General features: G+C 43.0%; 20 protein-coding genes. 6 read left to right on the forward strand and 14 right to left on the reverse strand.

Annotation, left to right across the window (positions count from 1 at the left end; genetic code table 11):
* Positions 1-59 precede the first annotated feature (59 nt).
* Both ACTQ16_RS02075 and ACTQ16_RS02080 read right to left on the reverse strand, forming a co-directional pair.
* Positions 60-1,550: a type II toxin-antitoxin system HipA family toxin gene (locus ACTQ16_RS02075; RefSeq protein ID WP_441935883.1), complete on the reverse strand. Its 1,491-nt coding sequence runs from the start codon at positions 1,548-1,550 to the stop codon at positions 60-62.
* A gap of 6 nt (positions 1,551-1,556) precedes the next feature.
* Positions 1,557-1,868: a helix-turn-helix domain-containing protein gene (locus ACTQ16_RS02080; protein WP_441935885.1), complete on the reverse strand. Its 312-nt coding sequence runs from the start codon at positions 1,866-1,868 to the stop codon at positions 1,557-1,559.
* A gap of 689 nt (positions 1,869-2,557) precedes the next feature.
* Between ACTQ16_RS02080 and ACTQ16_RS02085 the strand changes: the two genes are divergently transcribed.
* Complete coding sequence (locus tag ACTQ16_RS02085) at positions 2,558-3,763, forward strand: IS256 family transposase (protein WP_153073863.1); 1,206 nt, start codon at positions 2,558-2,560, stop codon at positions 3,761-3,763.
* A gap of 121 nt (positions 3,764-3,884) precedes the next feature.
* Here ACTQ16_RS02085 and ACTQ16_RS02090 read toward each other — a convergent pair whose 3' ends face one another.
* The 5 genes from ACTQ16_RS02090 to rpsF all read right to left on the reverse strand — a co-directional run bounded on the left by ACTQ16_RS02090 (position 3,885) and on the right by rpsF (position 8,425).
* Positions 3,885-6,077, reverse strand: coding sequence for an alpha-amylase family glycosyl hydrolase (locus tag ACTQ16_RS02090; protein WP_441935887.1), 2,193 nt, complete (start codon positions 6,075-6,077; stop codon positions 3,885-3,887).
* 91 nt (positions 6,078-6,168) lie between these two features.
* Positions 6,169-7,056, reverse strand: a complete 888-nt coding sequence (gene fabD / locus ACTQ16_RS02095; RefSeq protein ID WP_217759918.1) for an ACP S-malonyltransferase — start codon at positions 7,054-7,056, stop codon at positions 6,169-6,171.
* Between the two features lie 208 nt (positions 7,057-7,264).
* Positions 7,265-7,789 carry a 50S ribosomal protein L9 gene (gene rplI, locus ACTQ16_RS02100; protein ID WP_153123070.1) on the reverse strand — a complete coding sequence of 175 codons (525 nt, stop codon included), beginning with the start codon at positions 7,787-7,789 and terminating at the stop codon, positions 7,265-7,267.
* 19 nt (positions 7,790-7,808) lie between these two features.
* Entirely contained in the window at positions 7,809-8,078 is a 270-nt protein-coding gene (rpsR, locus tag ACTQ16_RS02105) for a 30S ribosomal protein S18 (RefSeq protein WP_006847399.1), read from the reverse strand.
* A gap of 2 nt (positions 8,079-8,080) precedes the next feature.
* Complete coding sequence (gene rpsF, locus ACTQ16_RS02110) at positions 8,081-8,425, reverse strand: 30S ribosomal protein S6 (RefSeq protein ID WP_153123072.1); 345 nt, start codon at positions 8,423-8,425, stop codon at positions 8,081-8,083.
* 239 nt (positions 8,426-8,664) lie between these two features.
* Between rpsF and ACTQ16_RS02115 the strand changes: the two genes are divergently transcribed.
* Entirely contained in the window at positions 8,665-8,856 is a 192-nt protein-coding gene (locus ACTQ16_RS02115; RefSeq protein WP_153123073.1) for a hypothetical protein, read from the forward strand.
* A 66-nt stretch (positions 8,857-8,922) separates the two neighbouring features.
* On the opposite strand, the gene rprY is transcribed toward ACTQ16_RS02115, so the two are convergent.
* The 3 genes from rprY to ACTQ16_RS02130 all read right to left on the reverse strand — a co-directional run bounded on the left by rprY (position 8,923) and on the right by ACTQ16_RS02130 (position 13,648).
* On the reverse strand, positions 8,923-9,621 hold the full coding sequence (gene rprY / locus ACTQ16_RS02120) for a response regulator transcription factor RprY (protein ID WP_153123075.1): 699 nt from the start codon (positions 9,619-9,621) through the stop codon (positions 8,923-8,925).
* Between the two features lie 48 nt (positions 9,622-9,669).
* Positions 9,670-11,229: a sensor histidine kinase gene (locus ACTQ16_RS02125; protein ID WP_153123077.1), complete on the reverse strand. Its 1,560-nt coding sequence runs from the start codon at positions 11,227-11,229 to the stop codon at positions 9,670-9,672.
* 256 nt (positions 11,230-11,485) lie between these two features.
* Entirely contained in the window at positions 11,486-13,648 is a 2,163-nt protein-coding gene (locus ACTQ16_RS02130; protein ID WP_441935889.1) for an elongation factor G, read from the reverse strand.
* A 256-nt stretch (positions 13,649-13,904) separates the two neighbouring features.
* Between ACTQ16_RS02130 and hemW the strand changes: the two genes are divergently transcribed.
* Entirely contained in the window at positions 13,905-15,068 is a 1,164-nt protein-coding gene (hemW, locus tag ACTQ16_RS02135; protein ID WP_441935890.1) for a radical SAM family heme chaperone HemW, read from the forward strand.
* Positions 15,069-15,113: 45 nt separating this feature from the next.
* On the opposite strand, the gene ACTQ16_RS02140 is transcribed toward hemW, so the two are convergent.
* The 3 genes from ACTQ16_RS02140 to ACTQ16_RS02150 all read right to left on the reverse strand — a co-directional run bounded on the left by ACTQ16_RS02140 (position 15,114) and on the right by ACTQ16_RS02150 (position 19,534).
* The gene (locus tag ACTQ16_RS02140) at positions 15,114-15,503 is read right to left on the reverse strand and encodes a hypothetical protein (RefSeq protein WP_441931657.1); all 390 of its coding nucleotides are present in this window, start codon (positions 15,501-15,503) and stop codon (positions 15,114-15,116) included.
* A gap of 420 nt (positions 15,504-15,923) precedes the next feature.
* The gene (locus ACTQ16_RS02145) at positions 15,924-17,270 is read right to left on the reverse strand and encodes a citrate/2-methylcitrate synthase (protein ID WP_153123086.1); all 1,347 of its coding nucleotides are present in this window, start codon (positions 17,268-17,270) and stop codon (positions 15,924-15,926) included.
* Positions 17,271-17,272: 2 nt separating this feature from the next.
* Positions 17,273-19,534: an aconitate hydratase gene (locus ACTQ16_RS02150; protein ID WP_295346531.1), complete on the reverse strand. Its 2,262-nt coding sequence runs from the start codon at positions 19,532-19,534 to the stop codon at positions 17,273-17,275.
* Positions 19,535-19,860: 326 nt separating this feature from the next.
* On the opposite strand from ACTQ16_RS02150, the gene trmD reads away from it, so the two are divergent.
* A complete protein-coding gene (gene trmD / locus ACTQ16_RS02155) occupies positions 19,861-20,538 on the forward strand; it encodes a tRNA (guanosine(37)-N1)-methyltransferase TrmD (protein WP_218417119.1) in 678 nt (225 codons plus the stop codon).
* Positions 20,539-20,707: 169 nt separating this feature from the next.
* On the opposite strand, the gene ACTQ16_RS02160 is transcribed toward trmD, so the two are convergent.
* The gene (locus ACTQ16_RS02160; protein WP_294968764.1) at positions 20,708-21,550 is read right to left on the reverse strand and encodes a patatin family protein; all 843 of its coding nucleotides are present in this window, start codon (positions 21,548-21,550) and stop codon (positions 20,708-20,710) included.
* Between the two features lie 201 nt (positions 21,551-21,751).
* Between ACTQ16_RS02160 and ACTQ16_RS02165 the strand changes: the two genes are divergently transcribed.
* The gene (locus ACTQ16_RS02165) at positions 21,752-23,167 is read left to right on the forward strand and encodes an aminopeptidase P family protein (RefSeq protein ID WP_441935892.1); all 1,416 of its coding nucleotides are present in this window, start codon (positions 21,752-21,754) and stop codon (positions 23,165-23,167) included.
* 94 nt (positions 23,168-23,261) lie between these two features.
* Entirely contained in the window at positions 23,262-24,473 is a 1,212-nt protein-coding gene (locus ACTQ16_RS02170; protein WP_295346510.1) for a C1 family peptidase, read from the forward strand.
* Positions 24,474-24,479 lie beyond the last annotated feature (6 nt).

Here is a 24,479-nt window from a genome sequence, read left to right on the forward strand (position 1 = left end):
AAAAGCCTCTCTTTCTTTGATATTCTTTACATTTTCCTGTTTTTTTAATCACTACTCTTCTATCTCACCAGATATTTCGCGACCAAATCTCTAAGCATCGACTCCGGAAGATTGGATACTCCCAACTCTTGAATCAAAGCATATTCTGGCTTGTTCTTTCCGATAACAAACTTATACTCTCTCCCATCTATACTTGCATACAAATGGAAGTTGCCTTTGTAAGCCTGCTCTATGCGAACATCAGTACAACTTTTGCCATCTATCTCAAAAGAAGCAGAACTGTTGTCTTTATCCTCCAACCCCCATGATACGAGATGAGCATTTATCGCTGACTCAATGGAACAGATCCATCTGTCTTGAACCTCATACCGCTTGGCAATTTCACGGAATTGCCGCAGTGAATCAGCCACTTCCCTGATAATTGCATCAGCACGACGAATGCCACTGTCCTTGGCAAACTGAATGGCATCATCGTAAGAAATATGATGCAGCTTAGACCTTACATACATACAATGACCCGTATTGGGTAAATAGCCTCCTGTATCTATAATATAAGTGAGGTCATAGGCTGGCGACAAACGCCAAAGACCCGCCTCATCCATCACAAAAGAGAAATTCTTTGTATGGTCATCCGTATTGTTGGAAAGGACATTGAACACAAGTCTGCGAAATACTTCCTGACAATCAGTCTCCGGCAAATGTAATTTTCTGCAGACAGCAATAAGTCCCTCATAGCTATCGGTTTCCGGAGAAATCGCTGCAAGGGTCTGTGTATGCAATTTCCGCTCACCATCACGGTCGAAACGCTTCGTTATGAAATTCCGGTTTCCCTCTATCTCATATAGTCTGGATGGCATCATATCTATTCCTGCCTTGACTGCCATCTCATAGTATGTCATCTCTATCTCTGCAGAACTGTATTTCGTATCACCAAATTTCAATATGTAGTAATCATAATCCTGAAGCCCAGCCACTTGACCGCTTCGTATTTCCCCCGTAGCTTTATTGATGGCAATAATTGCCTTAGGCTGGCGTCCACCAGCCGATGTTCCCACCGTAAGCAAGGACTGCATCGTGATAGATTCCTCTGGCATGATGTGGGCATTTTCACGTTCGATGAAAATGCGCTCAGCCAAGTCTGCCAACGACTTGACATCTATCATTTCTGCCTTATCCGCCTTTGCCACCTCTGGTAAGAATTCCAATGCCCCCATGCCTCGCTTACCGATAAAGGAAAGTTTATCCAACGGAGTTATATCAGCATTAGGAATATGATTTTGAATTCGCCAAAGCTCGAAAAGCTGATTACCCCAGGCATCCGGCAACGAATCTGCCAGAAATGCAGGAAGTTTCTGGTACATTCTGGCATCCTCTCCCCACACGGGTGTCATTGCACGAATACCACGCACAGGAGCTTGAAGAGGAGAAATATCAATTCCCTTCTTCAAGAACTCAGGATTGTATGTGAAGTACGATAACCTGCGGCGATCATCCCATGCCAAGCGACCAATCTCTTCGCCCCAAAGCATTACTCTCAACGTATTTACCATAGCCAGTTATAATTTAGTATGACGAATTCTCTGTGCCTTCTTCTCATCCTTTCTCATCAGATAAGGTGATGGAGGAAGTTCGGGAAGCACATCATTGATGGCATCAATCTGCCCCACCACCTTCAGCAAGAGAAGAAAAGTGGCAAGCGAAAGATTGCCCGCTGTTCCATTCTCAAACTTGTGGATGGTGGTCAAGCCAAGCCCAGTAAGCTCGGCAACCTCTTTCTGGGTGAGATTGCATCTCATTCTATATTCCTTGAATCTCACTCCCAGCAAGCGTACCAACTCTGGAGTAGAATATTCATATAAATCTGCCATAATCTTTCATCTATTTATCTATCATTATAATGATATTTACCCTTTATATCAGCCTTTATCTTCAATATACTGATATTTATGGTTGCAAAAATAATAAAAAGGAATGAGACTGGCAAGCTTTCAAGAGATTATTTTTTTCCTTTCTATTTTTTCTGATAAATGACGTACTTTTGATGCTCTTTTTGCACAAAGTGCCCAAAAATCACTCTATACTATGGGCACTCAATGCTCACGTGATGAGCAGTGAGTGCTCGTCTGTTGATCCATCGATGCCCATCAGTTGGTCCGTATGTGCCCATCAGACGAGCACAGACAAAGAAACGTATTTATAGGATAAGACTGACACTAACAAAGATGTCAAAAGGCATAGAAAAGCATCTATACCTCAATAAATGTTTCTCTCTTATAGGATAAATTTCTATTCAAAGACGTTGAACCGTCATTCAAAGACGTTGAACCGACATTCAAAGACGCTGAACCGACATTCAAAGACGCTGAACGAAGAATTCTCCCTGGTGCATAAACAATTTATATCAGGAGAAAAAATCACATCTTGCTATATAAGAAAAAAAAACAGCAATAGCTACTACTGAAAAGTATAGCCATTGCTGCTTTTTTTATATCGTTAGAGAGTGTAAACTAAACTGTGTCAAGCTACAATAAAAGTAGTTTAACACAGTTTTTATATTATGGACAACTTAGAAATTGATTACAAGAAAGCAGCTCAGCAGTTGCGTAGTGGTGAAGCCTTATTTGGCAAGGACGGAGCATTAGCTCCATTGTTAGAACGTATTCTCAACTCAGCTCTCGAAGGTGAGATGGACGCTCATTTAAGTGAAGAGGAACGCTCTTCCGGCAACCGTCGTAATGGTAAGATGAGTAAGAAGGTTCAAACAAAATATGGTGAGGTCACTATAGAGACTCCTCGTGACCGAGACGGAACTTTCCAACCTGAGACCGTAAAGAAGCGTGAGACTATTCTTGCCAATGGCATGGCTGACCAGATTATTGAGATGTATGCCATGGGCACCAGCACACGTGACATCAGCAGCTACTTTGAGCGTGAGTTCAACACAACTCTATCAGCCGATACTATCAGCTCTATAACAGACCGTGTATTACCCGAAATCACCGCCTGGAAGTCTCGCATGCTCGATCCTGTATATGCCATTTGCTGGCTTGATGCTATCCATTATAAGGTAAAGGATGAGAATGGCAGAGCTGTCACACGAGCCATTTACAACATTCTTGGTATCAACAAGGAAGGCCAAAAAGAACTGTTAGGTATGTATGTGTCTAAGAGTGAAGGAGCTAACTTCTGGCTAGAAGTTCTTACGGATCTTCAGAACCGTGGTGTTCGAGACCTCTTGATTTGTTGTATTGATGGTCTCAAAGGCTTCCCAGATGCCATCCAAAGCGTATTTCCTGAGAGTTCTGTGCAGCTCTGTATTGTCCATCAGATACGCAATTCTATCAAGTATGTTGGCAGTAAGCATCAAAAGGAGTTTATCAAGGATTTAAGAACAGTATATGGTGCAGTAAACAAAGACTCCGCTGCTGCTAATTTAGACCTGTTAGAGTCTAAGTGGGGAGAGATGTACCCAATTGTCATCAAGTCATGGCGTGACAATTGGGAACGTCTGACAGAGTATTTCCAATATACCCCAGCCATCCGTAAACTCATTTATACGACCAATACGGTTGAGGGGTATCACAGACAGGTAAGAAAGGTCACAAAGACTAAAGGGGTCTTTCCTACGGATAATTCTTTGGAGAAGCTTGTGTACTTAGCTTACCGCAACATCCGTAAGAAATGGACTATGCCACTGGCAAATTGGGGACAAATTTCTCAACAATTGGCAATAAAATTTGGAGATAGATTTAAAATTATGTAACTTTGCAGCCGAAAAGGCTTCCCTGCTGGGGGCATGCCCCCAGCAGGGAGTGGGAATGAAAGTTAAGAACAAGCCTTGACACAGTTTAAATTACACCCCCTATCGTTACTATATTTTATCACTACTGCACGATCTTGAAGCGAATACGCAATGAATGCGCATGCTCATCCCAATTGGTACCAAGCAATACGAACTTGCCAATCTGAGCTGTTGAACGGACATGCTTGCCAATACATGGACAAACATCATAATCACCGATACGAACCAGACGCAAGGTATCACTAGCATCATCAGGCAAACGATCGAGTTTCACCTCTGCTGGAATGTGATCACGATCTACGAACTCGTAAGTTACTGGCATATCAAGCTCTATCAGGCGATTCATCTCCGTCTCAATCTCCTTTTCCTCCTGGCGGGTAGGCTTGTGATCGACTACGAAGGTCATCTTACTCTTCTTGCGCTCGACATGGGCATTCTTGCTACGCTCGCAACCAAACATACGAACCATCAACTGGTTGAGCAGATGCTCAGCCGTATGAGCAGGAGGGAACTCCTCCTTATGATGCTCGTTCAATATAATATCACTTTCCTCCATCTTGACATTGAATTTATAGATTCTTACTCCGTTAGCATCCATGGATATCGGGAATACGCCATCCTTTTTCAGTTCAACCTTCTTCTTGCCTCCCGAGAACAGTTCGGTAACGAGAACCTCCTCTTCAGTGATCTGGAAGAAATCGAAAGCATGACCAGGGATACATACCTGAAGCTGGCGAGCCTCCTGGGCAAAGTTGAGCACGATGAGCATCACCTCATTATCCTTCTTGCGAAGGAAGGCAAAATTGGTACGTGGATCAAAGCCCTCTGAACCAGGATTCACATACATCAGGTCGAAAGTATCACCTTCTCGAAGCGCCTTCTCTTCATTGGCAAGACGAAGAAGCTGGCGATAGGTAGCTGCCAGATACTTCTGCTCAGCTGTCAAAGTCTCATCGGCAGAATCCTGATAAGCATGTGCCAAAGTTGAAGGACTCCAGTAGTCGAATATTGTGGTACGACCATCTCTTCCGCTGAATCCCTCCTTGTCCATACCCTTCTCGCCAAACTCCTGTCCGCTATAAAGCATGAAAGGATTCTTCTGGAAGAAGAGGCTCATGGCTGCTGCAGGAATTGCCTTCATGGCATTGCCGCAGAAGAAATCGCTGGCGATGCGCTGCTCATCATGGTTTTCCAGGAAATAGAGCATGTGCTGGCGGATATCATCCACCACCTGCCATTCATGAGTGATACTGGCAGCAGGGCGCTCACCCCGAACCACACCACGCAGGCAATCATACATTCCCACCTTATCATAAAGATAATCGAAACCTGCCTTCACATAGTTGCGGTACTGGTTAGGATCATATACCTCACCTATTACAACAATGTGAGGATACTTCGATTTCAATATCTGTGTGGCATAAGACCAGAATGCAGTAGGCACCATCTCTGCCATATCGCAGCGGAAACCATCTACACCCTTGCTTGCCCAATAAAGCAGGATATCCGTCATCTTGCCCCATGTATTTGGCACAGGCTCATAATGATAGCTTCTGCCTCCCGCATCACAATAATCTACACCATAGTTGAGTTTCACGGTCTCATACCAGTCGTTGCAGCCAGGACGGTTGTCAAAGCGGTCGTTACCCGTTGCCTTAGCAGGACTCTCCTTATATTGTTCATATATCTTGGCATCCTTGGCATGAAAAGCCTTGAACTCCGGCTTAGAGTGGCGAACATCGTTCAAATCTAAATCGCCCCAAGCATAATAGAAATTATTCTTGGTAGAAAAATGCATGTTAGGATCATCATCTTCTCCCAAATCTCGTACACCTGCCGGTTTGCAAATGGAATGATACTCACGAGCCACATGATTTGGCACAAAGTCCATCACAACTTTCATACCAGCCTTATGCGTGCGCTCAATAAGCATTTCCCACTCCTTCATTCTTAAACTGACATTCTCCGCCAAATCCGGATCGATGTCATAATAATCGGTGATGGCGTATGGCGAACCTGCCTTGCCCTTTACCACCTCAGCATGTTGGGTAGGAATTCCATAAGATGAGTAGTTTGTCTGTGTGGCATGACGAATCACACCTGTATACCAAATATGTGTAAAGCCCATGTCATGAATACGGGCCAGAACCTCATCAGTAAAGTTATTAAGCTTTCCGCAACCGTTTTCTTCTATTGTACCATTCTCCTTGCAATTGGTATTCTGATTGCCAAAGAGTCGAGGGAGAACCTGGTAAATAATAATTTTTTCCTTCATTTAGCGGTCTATACGTAAAGAATGAAACGCTTTATCTTCCCAACAACGCCTTTGCTGAGAAAATAAAGCGCTGACTATAATTAAATCTCAATTAAGCAATGCCGTGAGCAGCTACATTCTTGTCGATGCGGCCAATCATACCCTGCAAAGCCTTGCCTGGACCACACTCTGTGAAATCATCAGCACCATCAGCAATCATAGCCTGAACAGATGAAGTCCAACGTACAGAACTTGTGAGCTGAGCGATGAGGTTCTGCTGAATCTCAGCAGGATCAGTATGAGGCTTACCGTCTACATTCTGATAAACAGGGCACTTAGGAGCAGAGAAAGTAGTCTTCTCGATAGCTGCCTGAAGCTCATCCTTAGCAGGCTGCATCAATGGAGAGTGGAAAGCACCGCCCACCTTCAAAGGCAAAGCACGCTTAGCACCAGCAGCCTTCAACTGCTCACAAGCAGCATTGATAGCATCAACATTACCAGAAATAACGAGCTGACCAGGGCAGTTATAGTTAGCAGCAACAACTACGTTGCCCTCTGTGCTTACCTGAGCGCAGATTTCCTCAACCTTCTCATCAGGCAAACCGATGATAGCAGCCATAGTACCAGGATTAGCCTCGCAAGCCTTCTGCATAGCATTAGCACGTGCAGCAACAAGCTTCAAACCATCCTCGAAAGCCATTGCACCAGCAGCTACCAATGCAGAGAACTCACCGAGAGAGTGACCAGCAACCATTGCAGGCTGGAACTCCTCACCCAAGCAGAGAGCAGAGATAACAGAGTGGAGGAACACAGCAGGCTGCGTAACCTTGGTTTCCTTCAACTGCTCATCAGTACCAGCAAACATAATATCAGTAATCTTGAAGCCGAGAATCTCGTCGGCCTTATCGAAAAGTTCTTTTGCCAATGCGTTGTTGTCGTAGAGGTCCTTACCCATACCTACGAACTGAGAACCCTGACCAGGGAAAACAAATGCTTTCATTTTTATCCTTATTTTAAAAGTTTATTATTAATATACTATTTTACTATAAATACTTCCAATTCGGGTGCAAAGATACAATTTTTTTCTGAGAATCGGGAGAGAAAAACAAAAAAAATCCCTAATGCCTTCCGGCAAAAGGGATTCTTTATATTAATTTGCTTTACAGTGCGAAAATTATCGTACTAATGACAAATTGATTGATTAAGGATTACTCAGCTGCAGGAGCCTCTTCCTCAGCAACCTCAGCAGCAGGAGCCTCTACAGGAGCCTCAGCTGGAGCAGCTACAGGAGCATTCTCAGCAACAACGATAACAGGAACCTTAACCTCAACCTCCTTGTGATAGTGTACTGTAGCCTCGTACTCACCAACCTTCTTAGCATCCTTCATAGTAACGATCTTGCGATCAACCTCGATGCCCTTCTTAGCGAGCTCCTCAGCAACAGTTGCAGCGTTAACTGAACCGTAGAGCTGACCAGTAGCACTAACCTTAGCAGTAATAGTAAGAACAACGCCATTGAGAGCCTCGCCCTTCTTAACAGCCTCAGCCTTGATAGCCTCAAGCTTGTGAGCCTGCTGCTTCAAATCCTCAGCCAACTGCTTCTTAGCAGATGGAGAAGCGATAACAGCCTTACCTGTAGGGATAAGGAAGTTACGACCATAACCACTCTTTACATTAACGATATCGTTCTTGTATCCAAGACCGATAATATCTTGCTTCAAAATAATTTCCATTCTTCTTCTCCTCCTTAAATTACTTCATCAAATCGGTTACGTAAGGAAGCAAAGCGATCTGGCGAGCACGCTTTACAGCCTGTGCTACACGGCGCTGATACTTCAAAGATGTACCTGTGATACGACGTGGAAGGATTTTACCCTGCTCGTTCAAGAACTTCTTCAAGAACTCTGGATCCTTGTAGTCGATGTACTTAATACCGCTCTTCTTGAAACGGCAATACTTCTTCTTCTTTGTGTCGATAGAAGGAGCGGTCAAATAACGGATTTCTGATTTCTGATCTGCCATGATTAAGCCTCCTCTTTTTTACCAAGCTTTGCACGACGCTTCTCTGCGTAAGCGACAGCATACTTGTCAAGTTTAACAGTCATGTAACGAATTACTTTCTCGTCGCGGCGATAAGCTGTTTCGAGCTTAGCGATAACAGTTGGCTCAGCCTTGAACTCAACCAGGCTGTAGAAGCCTGATGTCTTCTTCTCGATGTTGTAAGCCAACTTCTTCAAACCCCAAGCCTCTTTGTTCAGAATCTCAGCACCATTATCGGTGAGTACCTTCTCGAACTTAGCGACCGTTTCCTTCATCTGTTCATCAGACAAAACGGGAGTCAAAATGAAAACGGTTTCGTATTGATTCATACTACTTTTGATAATTAAAATTTGTTATTAATAAATATTTTGCGCTTCGTAAAAGATGCCATAAAACATCCTTTTCACGAATTGCGGTGCAAAAGTACGACTTTTTCTTGAATTAACCAAATATTTTTTGTACTTTTGCAGAAAACATTTGTTCTTTTTAGCTTTTATGAAGTTTTTCGAAGACTTTTTGAAGGGTTACACCTTATTAAATATATAAAATAAAATAAGAAGTAAAGATTATGAAGAATCAGAAATTAAAGAAATCATTCCGTGCTCTCCCTACCATGGGCATGGCTTTCATTGTGTTGGGCGTATTGCTACTTGCTGCCAGCTTTGCGATGAACATCAAGAACAACAGCATGCTCTACGCTGGTTTGTTTTTTATCCTTGCTGGGGTAGCGGGATATATTTATACTATCAAAAAAGGATGAGCCGACTGCTTCGACTCATCCTTATCTTTTTAATCAGCAGAATACTTTGCTTGTCTTTCCGGCTTATTAATCCTGGTTTGGCACAATCAACTTGTAACCCTTGCCATGGATATTGATGATTTCAATCTGATCATCATCCTTCAGGTGCTTACGAAGTTTGGTGATATACACATCCATAGAGCGAGCATTGAAGTAGTTGTCATCAATCCAGATTGTCTTGAGGGCAAAATCACGCTGCAGGATTTCATTGGCATGTGAACAGAGAAGAGCCAACAACTCATTCTCCTTGGTTGTCAACTTAGTCTGTTGATCACCAATAGTAAGGAGCTGCTTCTGTGTATCAAATACGAACTTGCCGATGTGATACAGAGTGCTCTCCTTGGTCTTCTTGCCACGTACACGGCGCAAGATAGCCTCTACACGGAATACCAGCTCCTCCATAGAGAATGGCTTGGTGATATAATCATCAGCACCAATCTTGAAACCTTCGAGGATATCCTCCTTCAATGTCTTGGCTGTCAAGAAGATGATAGGCAGATCCGCATTAGCCTGTCGAATATCCTGTGCCAGGGTGAAACCGTCTTTCTTCGGCATCATCACGTCAAGAACAGCTATATCATACTTATTCTTTGTAAATTCCTTGAATCCCTGCTCACCGTCAGGACACAACACTGTAGAATAACCCTTTGCCTGCAAATATTCGCGAAGCAACATACCCAGGTTCTCATCATCCTCACAAAGCAAGATTTTAATTGTCTCTTCCATATCTTAATCCATTTTAATTTGTTAATATTCCTATTATTTATTTCCTTTTTAACTATGTATTACCGGCAGTTTTATGGTGAAAGTAGTACCCTTGCCGAATTCACTTTCTACCTTGATTTCGCCATCATGCAAATCCACGATTTTCTTCACATAGGCCAATCCGAGACCGAATCCCTTCACATCATGCACATTACCAGTATGAACACGATAGAACTTATCGAAGATTTTCTTCAGATTCTCCTTCTTCATACCCAATCCGGTATCAGTTATAGAGAGATAAAGATGTTCTTCATCATTCCAGGTTTTCATCGTAATGTTGAGTGGCTCATCCGGTTTGCGATATTTCACCGCATTATCCATCAGATTGAAGATTACATTCTGGAAATGTACCTCATCTACATAGAGCCCCGAATCAATCGCTTCAATATCGGTATATACCTTACCCCCCGTATGCTCAACACGGAGTGCAAATGAATGAGCAATGTTTTCCACCATCTCATTGAGATCGAGTTCTTTCTTCTTGAATACCGCCTTCTTACGGTCGAACATACTCATCTGCAGCACTTTCTCTACAAGGAAGCGAAGTCGTTTAGACTCATCGTTTATCACCCCACCCAAATGTTTCTGCATCTGTTCACTCTTGGAAACAGAGGAATCATTTAGCATCTGTGCTGCCAGACTGATACTGGCAATAGGCGTCTTCAGCTCATGGGTCATATTGTTGATGAAATCGTTCTTGATTTCCGTATATCTCTTCTGTCGGAAGATAACCACAATGGTAAAGATGAAGGTAATCAGCAATACCAGAGTAAAGATGATACTTGGTATCATGAAGCGCACACTGGAGAAGATGTAACTATTCATATCAGGGAAATGAATCTTCACAACTCCCATCTTCGACTGCGGGTCGTTACGGAAAAGTACCTGCGAATAGCTGTATTCCTCGCCCTCATCGCTATAGTCTGGACAGCGATACACCTCACGTCCATCCTGTGTAGTTACGGTGAAATGATATGGTATGTTAATACCATTGTTCATCATCTCTGCCTTCAAGTCCTGATCCAGCTGCTTGAAGTTGATACGCTCCTTCAAAGGCTTATCAGATGCAGAATAGAGAATGGAATAAACCACCTCGTCCAACAACGCTTTCTGATATACATAGCGATTCTTGACGATTTCCTGCAACGACTTCTGAGTTTCGTTGATCGAATTCTTATCGCTTCTCAAAATCATTGCCTTAGGCATATTGCCTGGACTAATGGCGATGGTTTTCAGTTCAAAGGATGAATAAACCGTACCATCCTTTCCTACTACCGAGTACTGATGCGATTGCTGCACTGTACCATCAGGCATCCCGCTACGAGTACCCGCAGAATCCTTCTTGGCCGCCTTCCGCTCTGTCTCATTGACATCTTTTTCAAGATAGCGCAAGGTTTCATTCAGCTCCAGATTTCTTGAAGCTTGATATAGGGCTCTGTTGACAGATTCATCAAACTGTTCCTTCTTCATGTTAACCATCTCCTGGATGTAACTCAACTGCAAAAAGAGCAGAGCAAGGAACGAAAAGCCCATAATAATGGCTATGGTCCAAATCGTTTTCTTCTTCATGGGGGCAAAGATAGGAATTTTCTTAATTGGTTAACACAAAACAGTTAATTATTTAATCGGTTTTTAAGCAAATTAACTAAAAATAAATCATTTAGTTTCATATACAAAACTAACACAGACATAAAAAGACGAAAAAGGAGCGTACATATCACATGCACGCCCCCTCATTGGTCATATCAACATAAAATTTTAATTTATATAAGAGAGATAATTCTCAAACTAATGTATTCTTATATATTTCAAATGAATAATTCAATTATTCATCTTCCTTTGCCAACTCAGCCTCGTGCTCAGCAATCAACTTGCCCTGAATGTCGGTAGGAACCAACTCGTAGCTGGCAAACTTGGTTGTAAACGAAGCACGACCACCAGTAATCGAACTGAGAGAAATAGAGTAATTTGCAAGTTCCTTGAGAGGTATCTTAGCACAGAGCTTCTGATAACCTGCCTCAGAATCCATACCCATGATAAGAGCACGACGTCCCTGAAGATCACTCATTACATCACCCATATAGTCGGCAGGAACATAAACTTCCAAATCATAGATAGGTTCAAGAATCTTAGGACCAGCCTGCTTGAACGCATCGCTGAAGGCATGACGTGCAGCCAACATGAACGACAACTCGTTGCTGTCTACAGGGTGCATCTTTCCGTCATATACGATTACACGAACGTCACGAGCATAAGAACCAGTCAAAGGACCATGTTCCATACAGTCCATAATACCCTTAAGAATGGCAGGCATGAATCGGGCATCAATGGCACCACCTACAACAGAATTGAGGAATACCAACTTGCCACCCCACTCCAAAGAAACCTCTTCACGGCTCTTGATATTCATCTTGAACTCCTGGCCGTTGAAAGTGAATGATGTTGGATCTGGCATACCTTCTGCATAAGGCTCAACAATGAGGTGCACCTCACCAAACTGACCAGCACCACCACTCTGCTTCTTATGACGATAGTCTGCACGAGCCTTCTTGGTAATAGTCTCACGATATGGAATACGAGGCTCCTCGAATGTAACGTTGAGTTTCTCGTTGTTTTCCAAACGCCACTTCAATGTACGGAGGTGGAACTCACCCTGACCACGAACGATAATCTGACGCAACTCCTTGCTCTGATCAACAATCCATGTAGGGTCTTCCTGACGCATTTTGATAAGGGCAGCCATCAGCTTCTCTGTATCTTGGGCATTAGCAGCCTTGATAGCACGAGAATACTTAGGATTAGGATACTTGATGAAATCGAAACGCCACTCAGCACCCTTTCCATTCAAGGTATTGCCAGTCTTCACGTCCTTCATCTTCACGGTACAACCGATATCACCAGCGTTCAACTGATCCACAGGTACACGGTTGGCACCAGCGCAGGCATAAATCTGTCCGATACGTTCCTTAGAACCACGGTCGGCATTGGTCAGGTCATCACCACTCTTAATAGAGCCACTCATCACCTTAAAGTAGCTAACCTCACCGATGTGTGGCTCCAAACCTGTCTTGAAGAAGTAAACACTCTCAGGGCCATTGGTATCAGGAGCAATTTCCTCACCACGGGTATTGTGCAACTTAGGCATCTCGCTTACGAAAGGCACCACGTTGCCCAAGAACTCCATCAAACGATGAACACCCATAGACTTACCTGCACAAACACAGAATACTGGGAAGATACTACGGGTAACCAATCCCTTACGGATTCCCTCGCGGAGTTCATCCTCTGTCAAGCTTTCGCTCTCGAAGAATTTCTCCATCAAGCCCTCATCGTTTTCGGCAGCAGCCTCAACGAGTGCTGCATGAAGTTCCATTGCCTTGTCCATTTCCTCCTCAGGAATATCCTCGATGATAGGAGCACCGCCTTCTGGTTTCCAGGAATATTTTTTCATCAATAAGACGTCAATGAGAGCATTGAAGCCAGGACCGGTCTCGATAGGATATTGTATCTGCACACACTTAGGACCATATATATCCTTCATAGTTGCAATGAGGTTATCGAAATCACATTTGTCAGAGTCAAGCTGGTTGACGAGGAAGATGACAGGCTTGCTCAACTTCTCGGTATAACGGAAATTGTTCTGGGTGCCTACCTCTGGACCATATTGACCATTGATAAGGATAACTGCCTGATCGGTTACGTTGAGGGATGTAATTGCACCACCAACGAAATCGTCGCTACCAGGGCAGTCGATGATATTCAACTTCTTGTTGTTCCACTCCACGTGAAAAACGGTAGGGAACACAGAGTAACCATACTCCAGCTCAACTGGGAAGTAGTCGCTCACCGTATTCTTCGCTTCTACAGAGCCTCTACGCTTGATAACGCCTGCTTCAAATAACATACTTTCGGCAAGTGTAGTCTTGCCGCTACCCGCACTGCCCAGCAATGCAATGTTCTTAATCTCATTTGTCTGATATACTCTCATGACGCTTATAGATTTTTAAGGGTTATACATTAAATTTGCTAGTTGTTTTCAACAGTCCAACCATGCGGTTTTTCCGTTTCATGGTACTAAATTACGTTTTTTTTCTGATACTTCCAAAAGTTTTATCGAAAAAGTTGCCTATTTTTAAAACATATTAGTAATTTTGCATTTTGTTAAATATAGAAATCCTCCTTACACCTTATTATATATAAGAAGATAAGGGTAAGCTAGAAGGAATAACTGGAAGTAAAAAAATATGGCTGGATTATACATACATATCCCATTTTGTGAAAGCCGCTGCATTTATTGCGGTTTTTACAGCACTACATCCCTCAAACTAAGGGATGCATACGTAGACGCACTCATCAAAGAAATGTCTCTACGCCCTATTCATCAAGAATTGGAAGAAGGAGAAAAGATAGAAACTGTATATTTAGGAGGTGGTACGCCCAGTCAACTTACGGGCGAACAACTCATCAAATTATTCGATGGAATCAATAAATATCTAGGACATTTCACTCGCGATATGGAAATCACGATGGAATGCAATCCTGATGATATTACAGAAGAGTTTTGCCAAACCCTCAAACAGCTCCCGGTCAACCGCATCAGCATGGGTGCCCAAACTTTCAGCAATGAGCGTTTGCGCTTTTTACACCGTCGCCACAACGCTCAAGAAGTCAGAATAGCCGTAGAACGTCTGCGCAACATTGGCATCAACAATATCAGTATCGACCTCATGTTCGACTTTCCCGGCGAAAATATCGAGCAATGGACAAGCGACATCCAAGAGGTCATCAGTCTGAATGTGGAACATATCTCAGCATATAGCTTGATGTACGAAGAGGGGACCTCACTCTATCGTTTATTAGAACAGGGGAAAATTGAAGAAATTGATGAAGAGATGAGCCGGAACATGTACGATACACTGATACAACTTCTTACCAAGACCGGCTACGAACATTACGAAATCAGCAACTTTGCCCGCCCAGGCTATCGTTCACGCCACAACAGCAGCTATTGGCACGAAACTCCATACATAGGTATCGGAGCCGCAGCCCATTCATATAAACGCATCCATAAAGGAGGGCAACTTTTTGCCACAAGAAGCTGGAACATAGCTCAACTGGCACAATATATCGAAAAGATAGAACAAGGCACATTGCCATCAGAAAAAGAAGAACTTGACATCAATACCCGATACAACGACCTCATCGCTACTGCCCTACGTACTTCCGATGGCATCAGTATAAAACATGTAGCAGAAGAATTTGGAGAAGAGCTAACCCGTCAACTAACTTCGGAAGCTCAAAAACATATTGCCCGCGGCCTGATGAAGATAGAGAACGACCACCTCTCGCTCACTCCTAAAGGACTCTATGTTTCTGATGATATCATGAGCGACTTCATGATAGTGTAAAAAAAGTTGCGACATATTCTAATCCAGAATATGTCGCAACTTATATTATGACCAAGACTCAATTTTGTCTAGACCATATTTCTTATAACGTTCATAATAGAAATTCTTAATAGCATCCAATGCCTGAATCGTAGTCTTTTTCTTTTGCAGATAAGGCTTGAACATCTGAAGTAGCGCAAAAAGCACAACCACAACAAGCAAAACCACGCCCCATGACAGAATTTCACTTTCAAAATTCAATCTAGGCTGAAGTATGATGCCAACAGCTATCGGCAATACAAAGCATACCCAATCCATCGGGGTATCTAAGCGCGTAGACTCAAGATACTCTTCTCTCAAGTTCTTTGGCGATTTCAAAATTAACCTTTTTTGATGCTTTAGCCAATAATCTTCAAACTCTTTTTCCATAATTTTTTCATTTACTGTTCCGCTCATCACCAAAAGAAATTCAATTGATAAAAAACGGAACTCATAACGCAATCCATTTTGATTAATACTAATTTAAACTTACGGTGAGATCTAAGTTTAAAACATTTACTATAGCTAGACCTCAACTTTCATCTTTTACCTGAAAACGTAATTTCAATATGCAAAATTATCACATTATTTTGAGAACAGCAAATAAACGCCCCTATTTTCATGAATTATTAACGTTTTTTATGCACCAAAAGTGTAGACTCTCAATAAACACATTCAAAAAGCAACAAAATACAAGCACCTTGACTACAACAGTCCCCAAAAAGATAGCAGAAACGCCATTACCATCCTTTATTGGCTTTTTATCAGAAAAAAGCTGGCAATACCCACTACGAGTATTGCCAGCTTTTATATATTTCAATAAAAGGAATCACCGTTTTATCTTTCATCAAGCGGCTGATAATCAAGCTCACCAAGAATGTTCTTATAAGCTGGACGAATGATACGACGACCCTCAAAGTTGAGTTCCTCGATACGATGTGCTGTCCAGCCCACAATACGAGCCATTGCGAAGATTGGAGTATAAATCTCTTGTGGCAGACCTATCATTTCATAGATAAAGCCACTATAAAAATCGAGGTTTGCACACGCAGGCTTACTTCCTCCACGATGCTCCTGCAAACATTTGATTCCCTCCTGCTCTATCAATTTCAAGAAATTGTACTCATCTTCTCTACCTTTTTCCTTGGCAAGTTCACCAGCCAAGCGCTTCAATTCTACAGCACGAGGATCGCTCAATGTGTAAACGGCATGACCGATACCATAGATAAGTCCCGTCTTATCATAAGCCTCCTTATTGAGCATACGCTTGAGATAAATATCCAATTCGTTTACATTGGTCCAATCCTTGATTGCCTCTTTTAAGTGGTGGAACATATTGATAACCTTGATATTGGCACCACCATGCAAAGGACCTTTCAAACTTCCGATACCTGCTGCGATAGAGCTGTAGGTATCTGTACGAGTAGAAGATGTAACACGCACTGTAAAGGTTGAGTTATTACCTCCACCATGCTCTGCCTGAATAATCAAGAGAAGATCGAGCATACGCGCATCCAGCTCAGAATAGTTCTCATGCTTCATCATGTAAAGAAAGTTCTCTGCAATAGAGAGATTCTCACGAGGATGACGAATATGAAGACTTCTACCCTGCACTGAATGACGGTAAATATTGTATGCATAGGCAATAATCGTAGGGAACTTTGCTATCAGCTCAATGCTTTGGCGCATCAAGTTATCACGACTGATATCATCAGGATTTGGATCAAAAGTGTACATTTCGAGCACACAACGAGCCAAAATATTCATAATATTGCTACCCTCCAACTCAATAATGTGGGTAATTGTACGGTGATCGAGCGGCATATTGTCGTTCAGAAGTTCCTTAAATGCCTCCAGTTCCTCCTTATCAGGCAACTGACCTGAGAGCAGGAGGAAGGCAACCTCCTCAAAACCGAAGCGCTTTTCCTTCAGAAGTGGGCTTACCAGATCATCCAGCTCATAGCCACGATAGTAAAGTTTACCCTCTGTAGGGGTCAACTTGCCATCTGCATCGCGCTCATAACCCACGACATTACCTATATTGGTCAATCCAACCAATACGCCAGAACCATCCTCATTACGAAGTCCACGCTTTACATTAAACTTCTTGAATGCCTCTTTATCAATCTTGCATGAGTTTTTAACCTCATCACTCAGCTTATATATTAAATATTCTTTGTTCATGACTACTTGTTTTTTGCAGCAAAATTCAATGCAGAACCAGCCTTGAACCATGCTATCTGTGTATCATTATAGGTATGTTCTACCTCAAAACTATCCTCAGAACCATCTTTATGCTTTAAAGTAACGGTGAGTTTAGAGCCAGGAGCAAACTCCTTCAAACCAGTCAACGAGATACGGTCGTCTTCCTGTACCTTGTTATAATCGTCCTTGTTGCAGAATGTTAGAGCAAGCATACCCTGCTTCTTCAAGTTTGTCTCATGAATTCTAGCAAAACTCTTAGCCAAAATCACCTTTACGTTCAGGAAACGAGGCTCCATAGCGGCATGTTCACGAGAAGATCCCTCGCCGTAATTATCCTCTGCCACTACGATGCTGCTGATTCCCTGTGCCTTGTAAGCCTTAGCTGCTGTAGAAACCTCAACATAATTGCCATCCAACTGGTTCTTCACCTTATTACTTTCACCGTTGAAGGCATTCACGGCTCCCATCAGAAGGTTGTCTGAAATATTCTGCAGATGTCCACGGAACTTCAACCAAGGTCCAGCCATAGAAATATGGTCTGTGGTACACTTTCCTTCCGTCTTGATAAGTAAAGGCATGTCTACCAAATCCTTACCATCCCAAGGAGCAAAAGGAGCCAGTTTCTGAAGACGATTGCTGTCTGGAGCAATAACTACCTCTACATTTGCATTTTCTTCACTTGGAGCAATGAATCCCTTGTCTTCTACGGCAAATCCCTTTGGAGGGAAAGTAAAGCCTGTAGGAGCATCGAGCTTCACGCTATTGCCATCCTTGTCCAGCAAAGTATCGGTAGCAGGATTGAAATCCAATCTGCCAGCAATGGTCAGAGCCACCGTAAGTTCAGGACTTCCAATGAAGGCAAACGTATTAGGGTTACCATCAGCACGACGGCGGAAGTTTCTATTAAAAGAGGTAACAATAGCATTCTTGCGAGTATTGTCTTCTGTATGACGCTTCCACTGTCCGATGCAAGGACCGCAGGCATTGGTCATGATAAGAGCTCCAATCTTCTTAAAGTCATCAAGGATGCCATCACGCTCGGCAGTATAGCGAATCTGCTCAGAACCAGGATTAATGATTAGCTGACCTTTCACTTCAATCCCCTTCTCATAAGCCTGACGAGCCACGCTAGCCGCACGGGCAAGATCCTGATAAGAAGAGTTGGTACAACTACCTACCAAACCTACTTCTACCACCATAGGATAATCATTGGCAGGACCTTTAGCCTTCATGTGAGATATTGGAGTTGCTGCATCTGGAGTGAACGGACCATTCAAATGAGGCTCCACCTTAGAAAGGTCTATTTCTACAATCTGGTCATAGAAAGCAGAAGGATTAGCCAAAACTTCATCATCTGCACGGAGTTCTTCCGCATTCTGCTGTGCGAGAGATGCAATTTCCTCACGACCCGTCTTACGCAGATATTCACCGGCATTCTGGTCGAATGGGAAGATAGAGCAAGTAGCACCCAACTCAGCACCCATGTTACAGATAGTTGCCTTACCTGTAGTAGAGATACTATCCAATCCCTCACCAAAGTATTCGAGAATAGCATTGGTACCTCCCTTTACGGTAAGAATACCAAGAATTTCAAGAATCACATCCTTAGGAGTTGCCCATCCTGAAAGCTTACCGGTCAGATGAACACCGATAAGACGAGGCATCTTGAGTTCCCAAGGCTGACCGGTCAACACATCCACAGCATCAGCACCACCTACACCAACAGCTACCATTCCTAAGCCACCGGCATTAGGAGTATGGGAATCGGTACCCACCATCATACCTCCTGGGAAGGCGTAGTTTTCGAGTACTACCTGATGAATGATACCAGCACCAGGTCCCCAAAAACCGATATGATATTTCTGAGATACGGACTTCAAGAAATCGTAGACCTCTTTATTTGTCTTGCAAGCCTCAGGAAGATCGATGTTAGCACCCACATCAGCGCGAATCAAATGATCACAATGTACGGAAGCAGGCACAGCTACCTTATCCTTACCCGCATTCATGAACTGCAAGAGTGCCATCTGCGCCGTAGCATCCTGCATCGCCACGCGATTAGGTCGGAAGTCAACATATTCTACACCTCTTTTATATGGTCGCAACTGAGTCGGGTCGAAAAGATGCGCAAAAAGCACCTTCTCGGCATAAGTAAGAGGTCGTTTCACTGTAGCCTTTGCTTGGGCTACACTCTCCGAATACGAAGCATAAAAGCTTCTCAGCATTTCAATGTCCAGTATCATCTTATTCACTAATTATTATTTATTACCACATTCATGAATGCAATCTTTTCTACAAGAATATGCATTACATCGAATTATTTGTTTGCAAAATTACAATTTTTTCTGCAATTAGTAGCACTTTTTATTAAAAATTTAGCATTTTGATTCCGCATTTCTTGTTTTTTGATATATTTGTTGCATATTTATGCCATTTTCATCAACAATCCACTTCAAAACAACAAATTCTAAGAGAAAAATAAGGAAAAACAAAAAATAGTAAGAAAAGAAAAAGAAAAAGCAAAAAATATTTGGAGTATTCCACTTTATTTATTACTTTTGCACGTAATATGAGAATAGACATTATAACAGTATTACCAGAGATGCTGGAAGGATTCTTCGGCGAATCAATCCTGGCACGTGCGCAGAAGAAGGGTCTTGCAGAGATTCATCTTCATAACCTGCGCGACTATACATTAGATAAATGGAAACGAGTAGATGACTATCCTTACGGCGGAAGTGCTGGCATGGTAATGCAATGCGAACCTATCGACCGATGCATTGCTGCACTAAAAGCCGAACGCGACTATGACGATGTCATATACGTTTCACCCGACGGCGAAACTTTCAACCAGAAGATTGCCAACGAGATGTCCATGCTGGGCAACCTCATTATTCTGTGTGGTCACTACAAGGGAATAGACCAACGTGTACGCGACCATCTCATCACAAGAGAAATCAGCGTAGGCGACTATGTGTTAACTGGTGGTGAATTGGCTGCTGCCATCATCTCAGATGCGGTAATCAGGCTGGTACCAGGCGTCATCAGCGATGAACAGAGTGCCCTTTCCGACTGCTTCCAAGATGACATTCTTGCTGCTCCTATCTATACCCGCCCTGCCGATTACAAGGGATGGAAAGTACCAGAAATATTACTGAGCGGTAATGAAGCCAAAATCCGTCAGTGGGAATTTGACCAAGCCATGGAGAGGACCCAACGATTAAGACCCGATTTGCTTAAAGGATAATCGACAGGAAAGAAATCAGCAAGACTTATATATATATTAAGGTAACATATATATATAAGTTGAATATTTATATAAAGAATAGCCTGTTCTCAAAACATGATTTTCTGTTTTGAGAACAGGCTGTTTTATAATGGGAAATTCACACCTGGAACCCATGACGTAAACTTCATCAAAGGAATTTCTCACAAAACTTTTCTCCCAACATAAATCCCTCTTCATAGAGTCGTTCCAACTTAGCAGTATCCTTCTCAATGCGCCCCACTTCCAGTGGGCGGATAGGACGAATGCAGGTTATCTTGCCCGCAGCCTCCAAATCATCCACCAGCTGAATCTGTTCATTGTAAACTTTATGGCGATGGCTCAAAGCCACACGAAGACGAGGATAGTTCTTATATAAATAAGGTAGCTTACGATCCTTGCTTGTATCCCGCCAGCCTTTATTTCTTGTAAGAACCACCACATTATGTTCAAATCCCTTATCGAATGCATGTTGCACAGGAATACTATCAACAATTCCTCCATCCAGCATCGGAATACCATCCACATTGACGATTTTGCTCACAAACGGCAAACTGCTGGAAGCTCTTACGATATCAAGCGCACGCTGACGTTCATGATTAGTCTCTGAAAGATACATCGGCTGCCCCGTCAGACAATTGGTGGTAACCATCTCAAACCTATCGGCATATTTAAAATAAGTATCAAAATCGAAAGGAAGCAACTGGTTTGGAAACTTGTCGTAAAGCAACTCCCGGTCAAAGATACAGCCTTGAGTAACAAGATGATGGATACCTATATATTGATAACGCGCCAAGTAATCAATATTAGAGATACGAGCACGACGAGGCTGCCGACTCATATACGACATGCCATTACAAGCACCTGCCGAAACAGCTACCACATAAGGGAAGTACAAATCGTACTTCATAAAAGCATCCAGTACTCCGCTGGTGAAAACACCTCGCATTCCACCACCTTCCAGCACCAATCCTGTATTCTTATTCATTTTCATAACAACTACAACAAACTTTCCTTAAGTTATCATTTTGCTCTAATCCGGAACAAATTCCTGACACATTTTACCCCGAAAAGTGCATTTTTATATTAATTATTTATAAATCCTAGAGATTTATTAAATTTTGCTTGCAAAGATAACACTTTTTTGGGAAATAATTACTAACTTTGCAGCAAAATATAGTAAAAATCTAAAAATATGTTTAGTAAAGATACATATATCAGTCGCCGCCAGGAGCTCAAGAAACTCGTAAACAGCGGTATAGTTATACTCTTCGGAAACAACAATTCACCTTGTAATTTCCCAAACAACGGATATTATCCATTCCGTCAGGACTCTACTTTCCTGTACTATTTCGGACAGCAGCGTGACGGACTGGTTGGTGTAATCGACATTGACAACGACATCGAGACATTGATCGGTGACGATATAGATATAGAAGATATCGTATGGTATGGCAGCGTGGAAAGCGTACACGACTTGGCAGAACAGGTTGGTGTCCACAACTCTGCACCTATGAAATCTCTGAAGACTATCTGCAATGATGCCATGTCTAAGAAGCGCAAGATTCATTTCCTGCCTCCTTACCGCTTTGACATCAAGCTCCAGATATTCGATCTCCTCGGCATCCATCCTAACCAGCAAAAGGAAGAGGCCTCTATGGATCTCATCAAGGCTGTGGTAAACATGCGCTCTACCAAGACTCCTGAAGAAATCGAGGAACTGGAACGTGCTGCAGTTATTGGTTACAAGATGCATACCACTGCCATGAAGTTGACTCGTCCAGGAGTAACAGAGAAATTTGTAGGCGGACAAGTTGACGGAATTGCCAACTCTTATGGAGCAATGGTCAGTTTCCCTACTATCTTCAGTCAGCATGGTGAGATTATGCACGGCAATCCTTCCATGAGCATTCTGGAAGCTGGCAGACTGGCTCTTTGCGATGCCGGTGCCGAGACCATCAACAACTATTGCTCTGACAATACACGTACCATGCCAGTAAGCGGTAAGTTTACCCAGCGCCAGTTGGAAATCTACTCAATCGTAGAGGCTTGCCACGACTATGCACTCGAAGTTGCCAAGCCTGGTGTGAAATACGCAGATGTTCACTTTGCAGTATGCCGTCTGATGTTTGACAAGCTCAAGGAGTTAGGACTTGCCAAGGGTGATACAGAAGAGGCTGTCAAGGCTGGTGCTCATGCCATGTTCCTGCCTCACGGATTAGGTCACATGATGGGTATGGATGTACACGACATGGAGAACCTCGACCAGATAAACGTAGGATTCGACGAGGAAGTTCGTCCTAACCTGGAGCAATTTGGAACAAATTGCCTGCGTATGGGCCGTCGCCTACAGGAAGGATTCGTTGTAACTGATGAGCCAGGTATATATTTCATCCCTGCTCTTATCGATGACTGGAAGGCATCAGGTCACTGTGCAGAATTCCTCAATTTTGATAAGATTGAGACCTACAAGGACTTTGGTGGAATCCGCATCGAAGACGATGTACTCATCACCAAAGATGGTTGCAGATTCATTGGCAAAGACCGCATTCCTTATCATCCAAAAGACGTAGAGGAATATATGGCAGCACATAGAGAAGAAATTCTTTAGGCAAACAAAGAATCCTCAAGGAGAAGAACTTGAGGATTCTCCAAGAGAGAGAATATAAGAGTAAAAACATTATTAATAAAAGAGAAAAAATTTCATGAAGAAATCAATGATCTTTGCAGCCATGCTTGCTTTGGCTGCTACAGGTGCAAATGCAAAGACAGCTGCTGATTCTGCTGCAATTGCAAAAAACAAGCCAGTATTTACTGTAGTTAAGGAGAATCCAATCACAAGTATCAAGGACCAGAACCGTAGCGGTACATGCTGGGCTTACTCTACTCTCAGTTTCTTCGAAAGCGAGATTTTGAAGAACACAGGCAAGACATTCAATCTCAGCGAAATGTTCGTTGCCAACAAGACTTACATGGATCGCGCCACAATGGCTGTGAGAATGCACGGCGACGTAAGCTTCTCTCAGGGTGGTAGCGCATACGATGTACTTTATGCTTTGCAGCACTATGGCATCGTACCAGAGGATGCAATGCCAGCTCCAGGTACACTGACAGGCGACTCATTGGCTAACTTCGGTGAGTTCTTTGACGTAATGACTCCATACGTAGAGGCAGTAGCAAAGAGTACAGCCAAGAAGCTTTCTCCAGCTTGGAAGAACGGTCTTCAGGGCATCATCGACTCTTACATCGGTAAAATTCCTGAGAAATTCACTTATCAGGGCAAGCAATATACTCCAGAGACATTCTGCAAGAGTCTCGGTTTGAATCTCGATGATTACGTAACTATCACTAGCTACACCCATCATCCAATGTGGAGCAAGTTTGCTGTAGAGGTACAGGACAACTGGCGTTGGCCTTTGAGCTACAACGTTCCTATGGATGATCTCTGCAAGATCATCGACAACGCAGTAAACAACGGTTATACTGTAGCTTGGGGCGGTGACGTAACAGAAGACGGTTTCACACGCAAGGGTCTCGGTATCGCTTACGACGTGAAGAAGGTACGTTCGATGGCAGGTACAGACGCTGACCACTGGTTCAAGCTCTCAAAGAACGAAAAGAAGGAGAAGTTTGATTCTCTCGGCGTAAACGCTCCTGAGGTAGTTCCTACACAGGCTATGCGCCAGGAAGCTTTCGATAACTGGGAGACTACCGATGACCACGGTATGCACATCTACGGTATCGCTAAGGACCAGAACGGCAAGGAGTACTACATGGTAAAGAACTCTTGGGGTGAGTATGGTGACTACAAGGGAACATGGTACATGACCAAGGCTTTCGTAGCTTACAAGACTATGGACTTCATGGTTAACAAGAATGCCATCCCTAAGGATATCCGCAAGAAGCTCGGCATCTAATAAAAA

This window comes from Prevotella sp. LCP21S3_D2 (assembly GCF_052118345.1).
Classification (GTDB): domain Bacteria; phylum Bacteroidota; class Bacteroidia; order Bacteroidales; family Bacteroidaceae; genus Prevotella.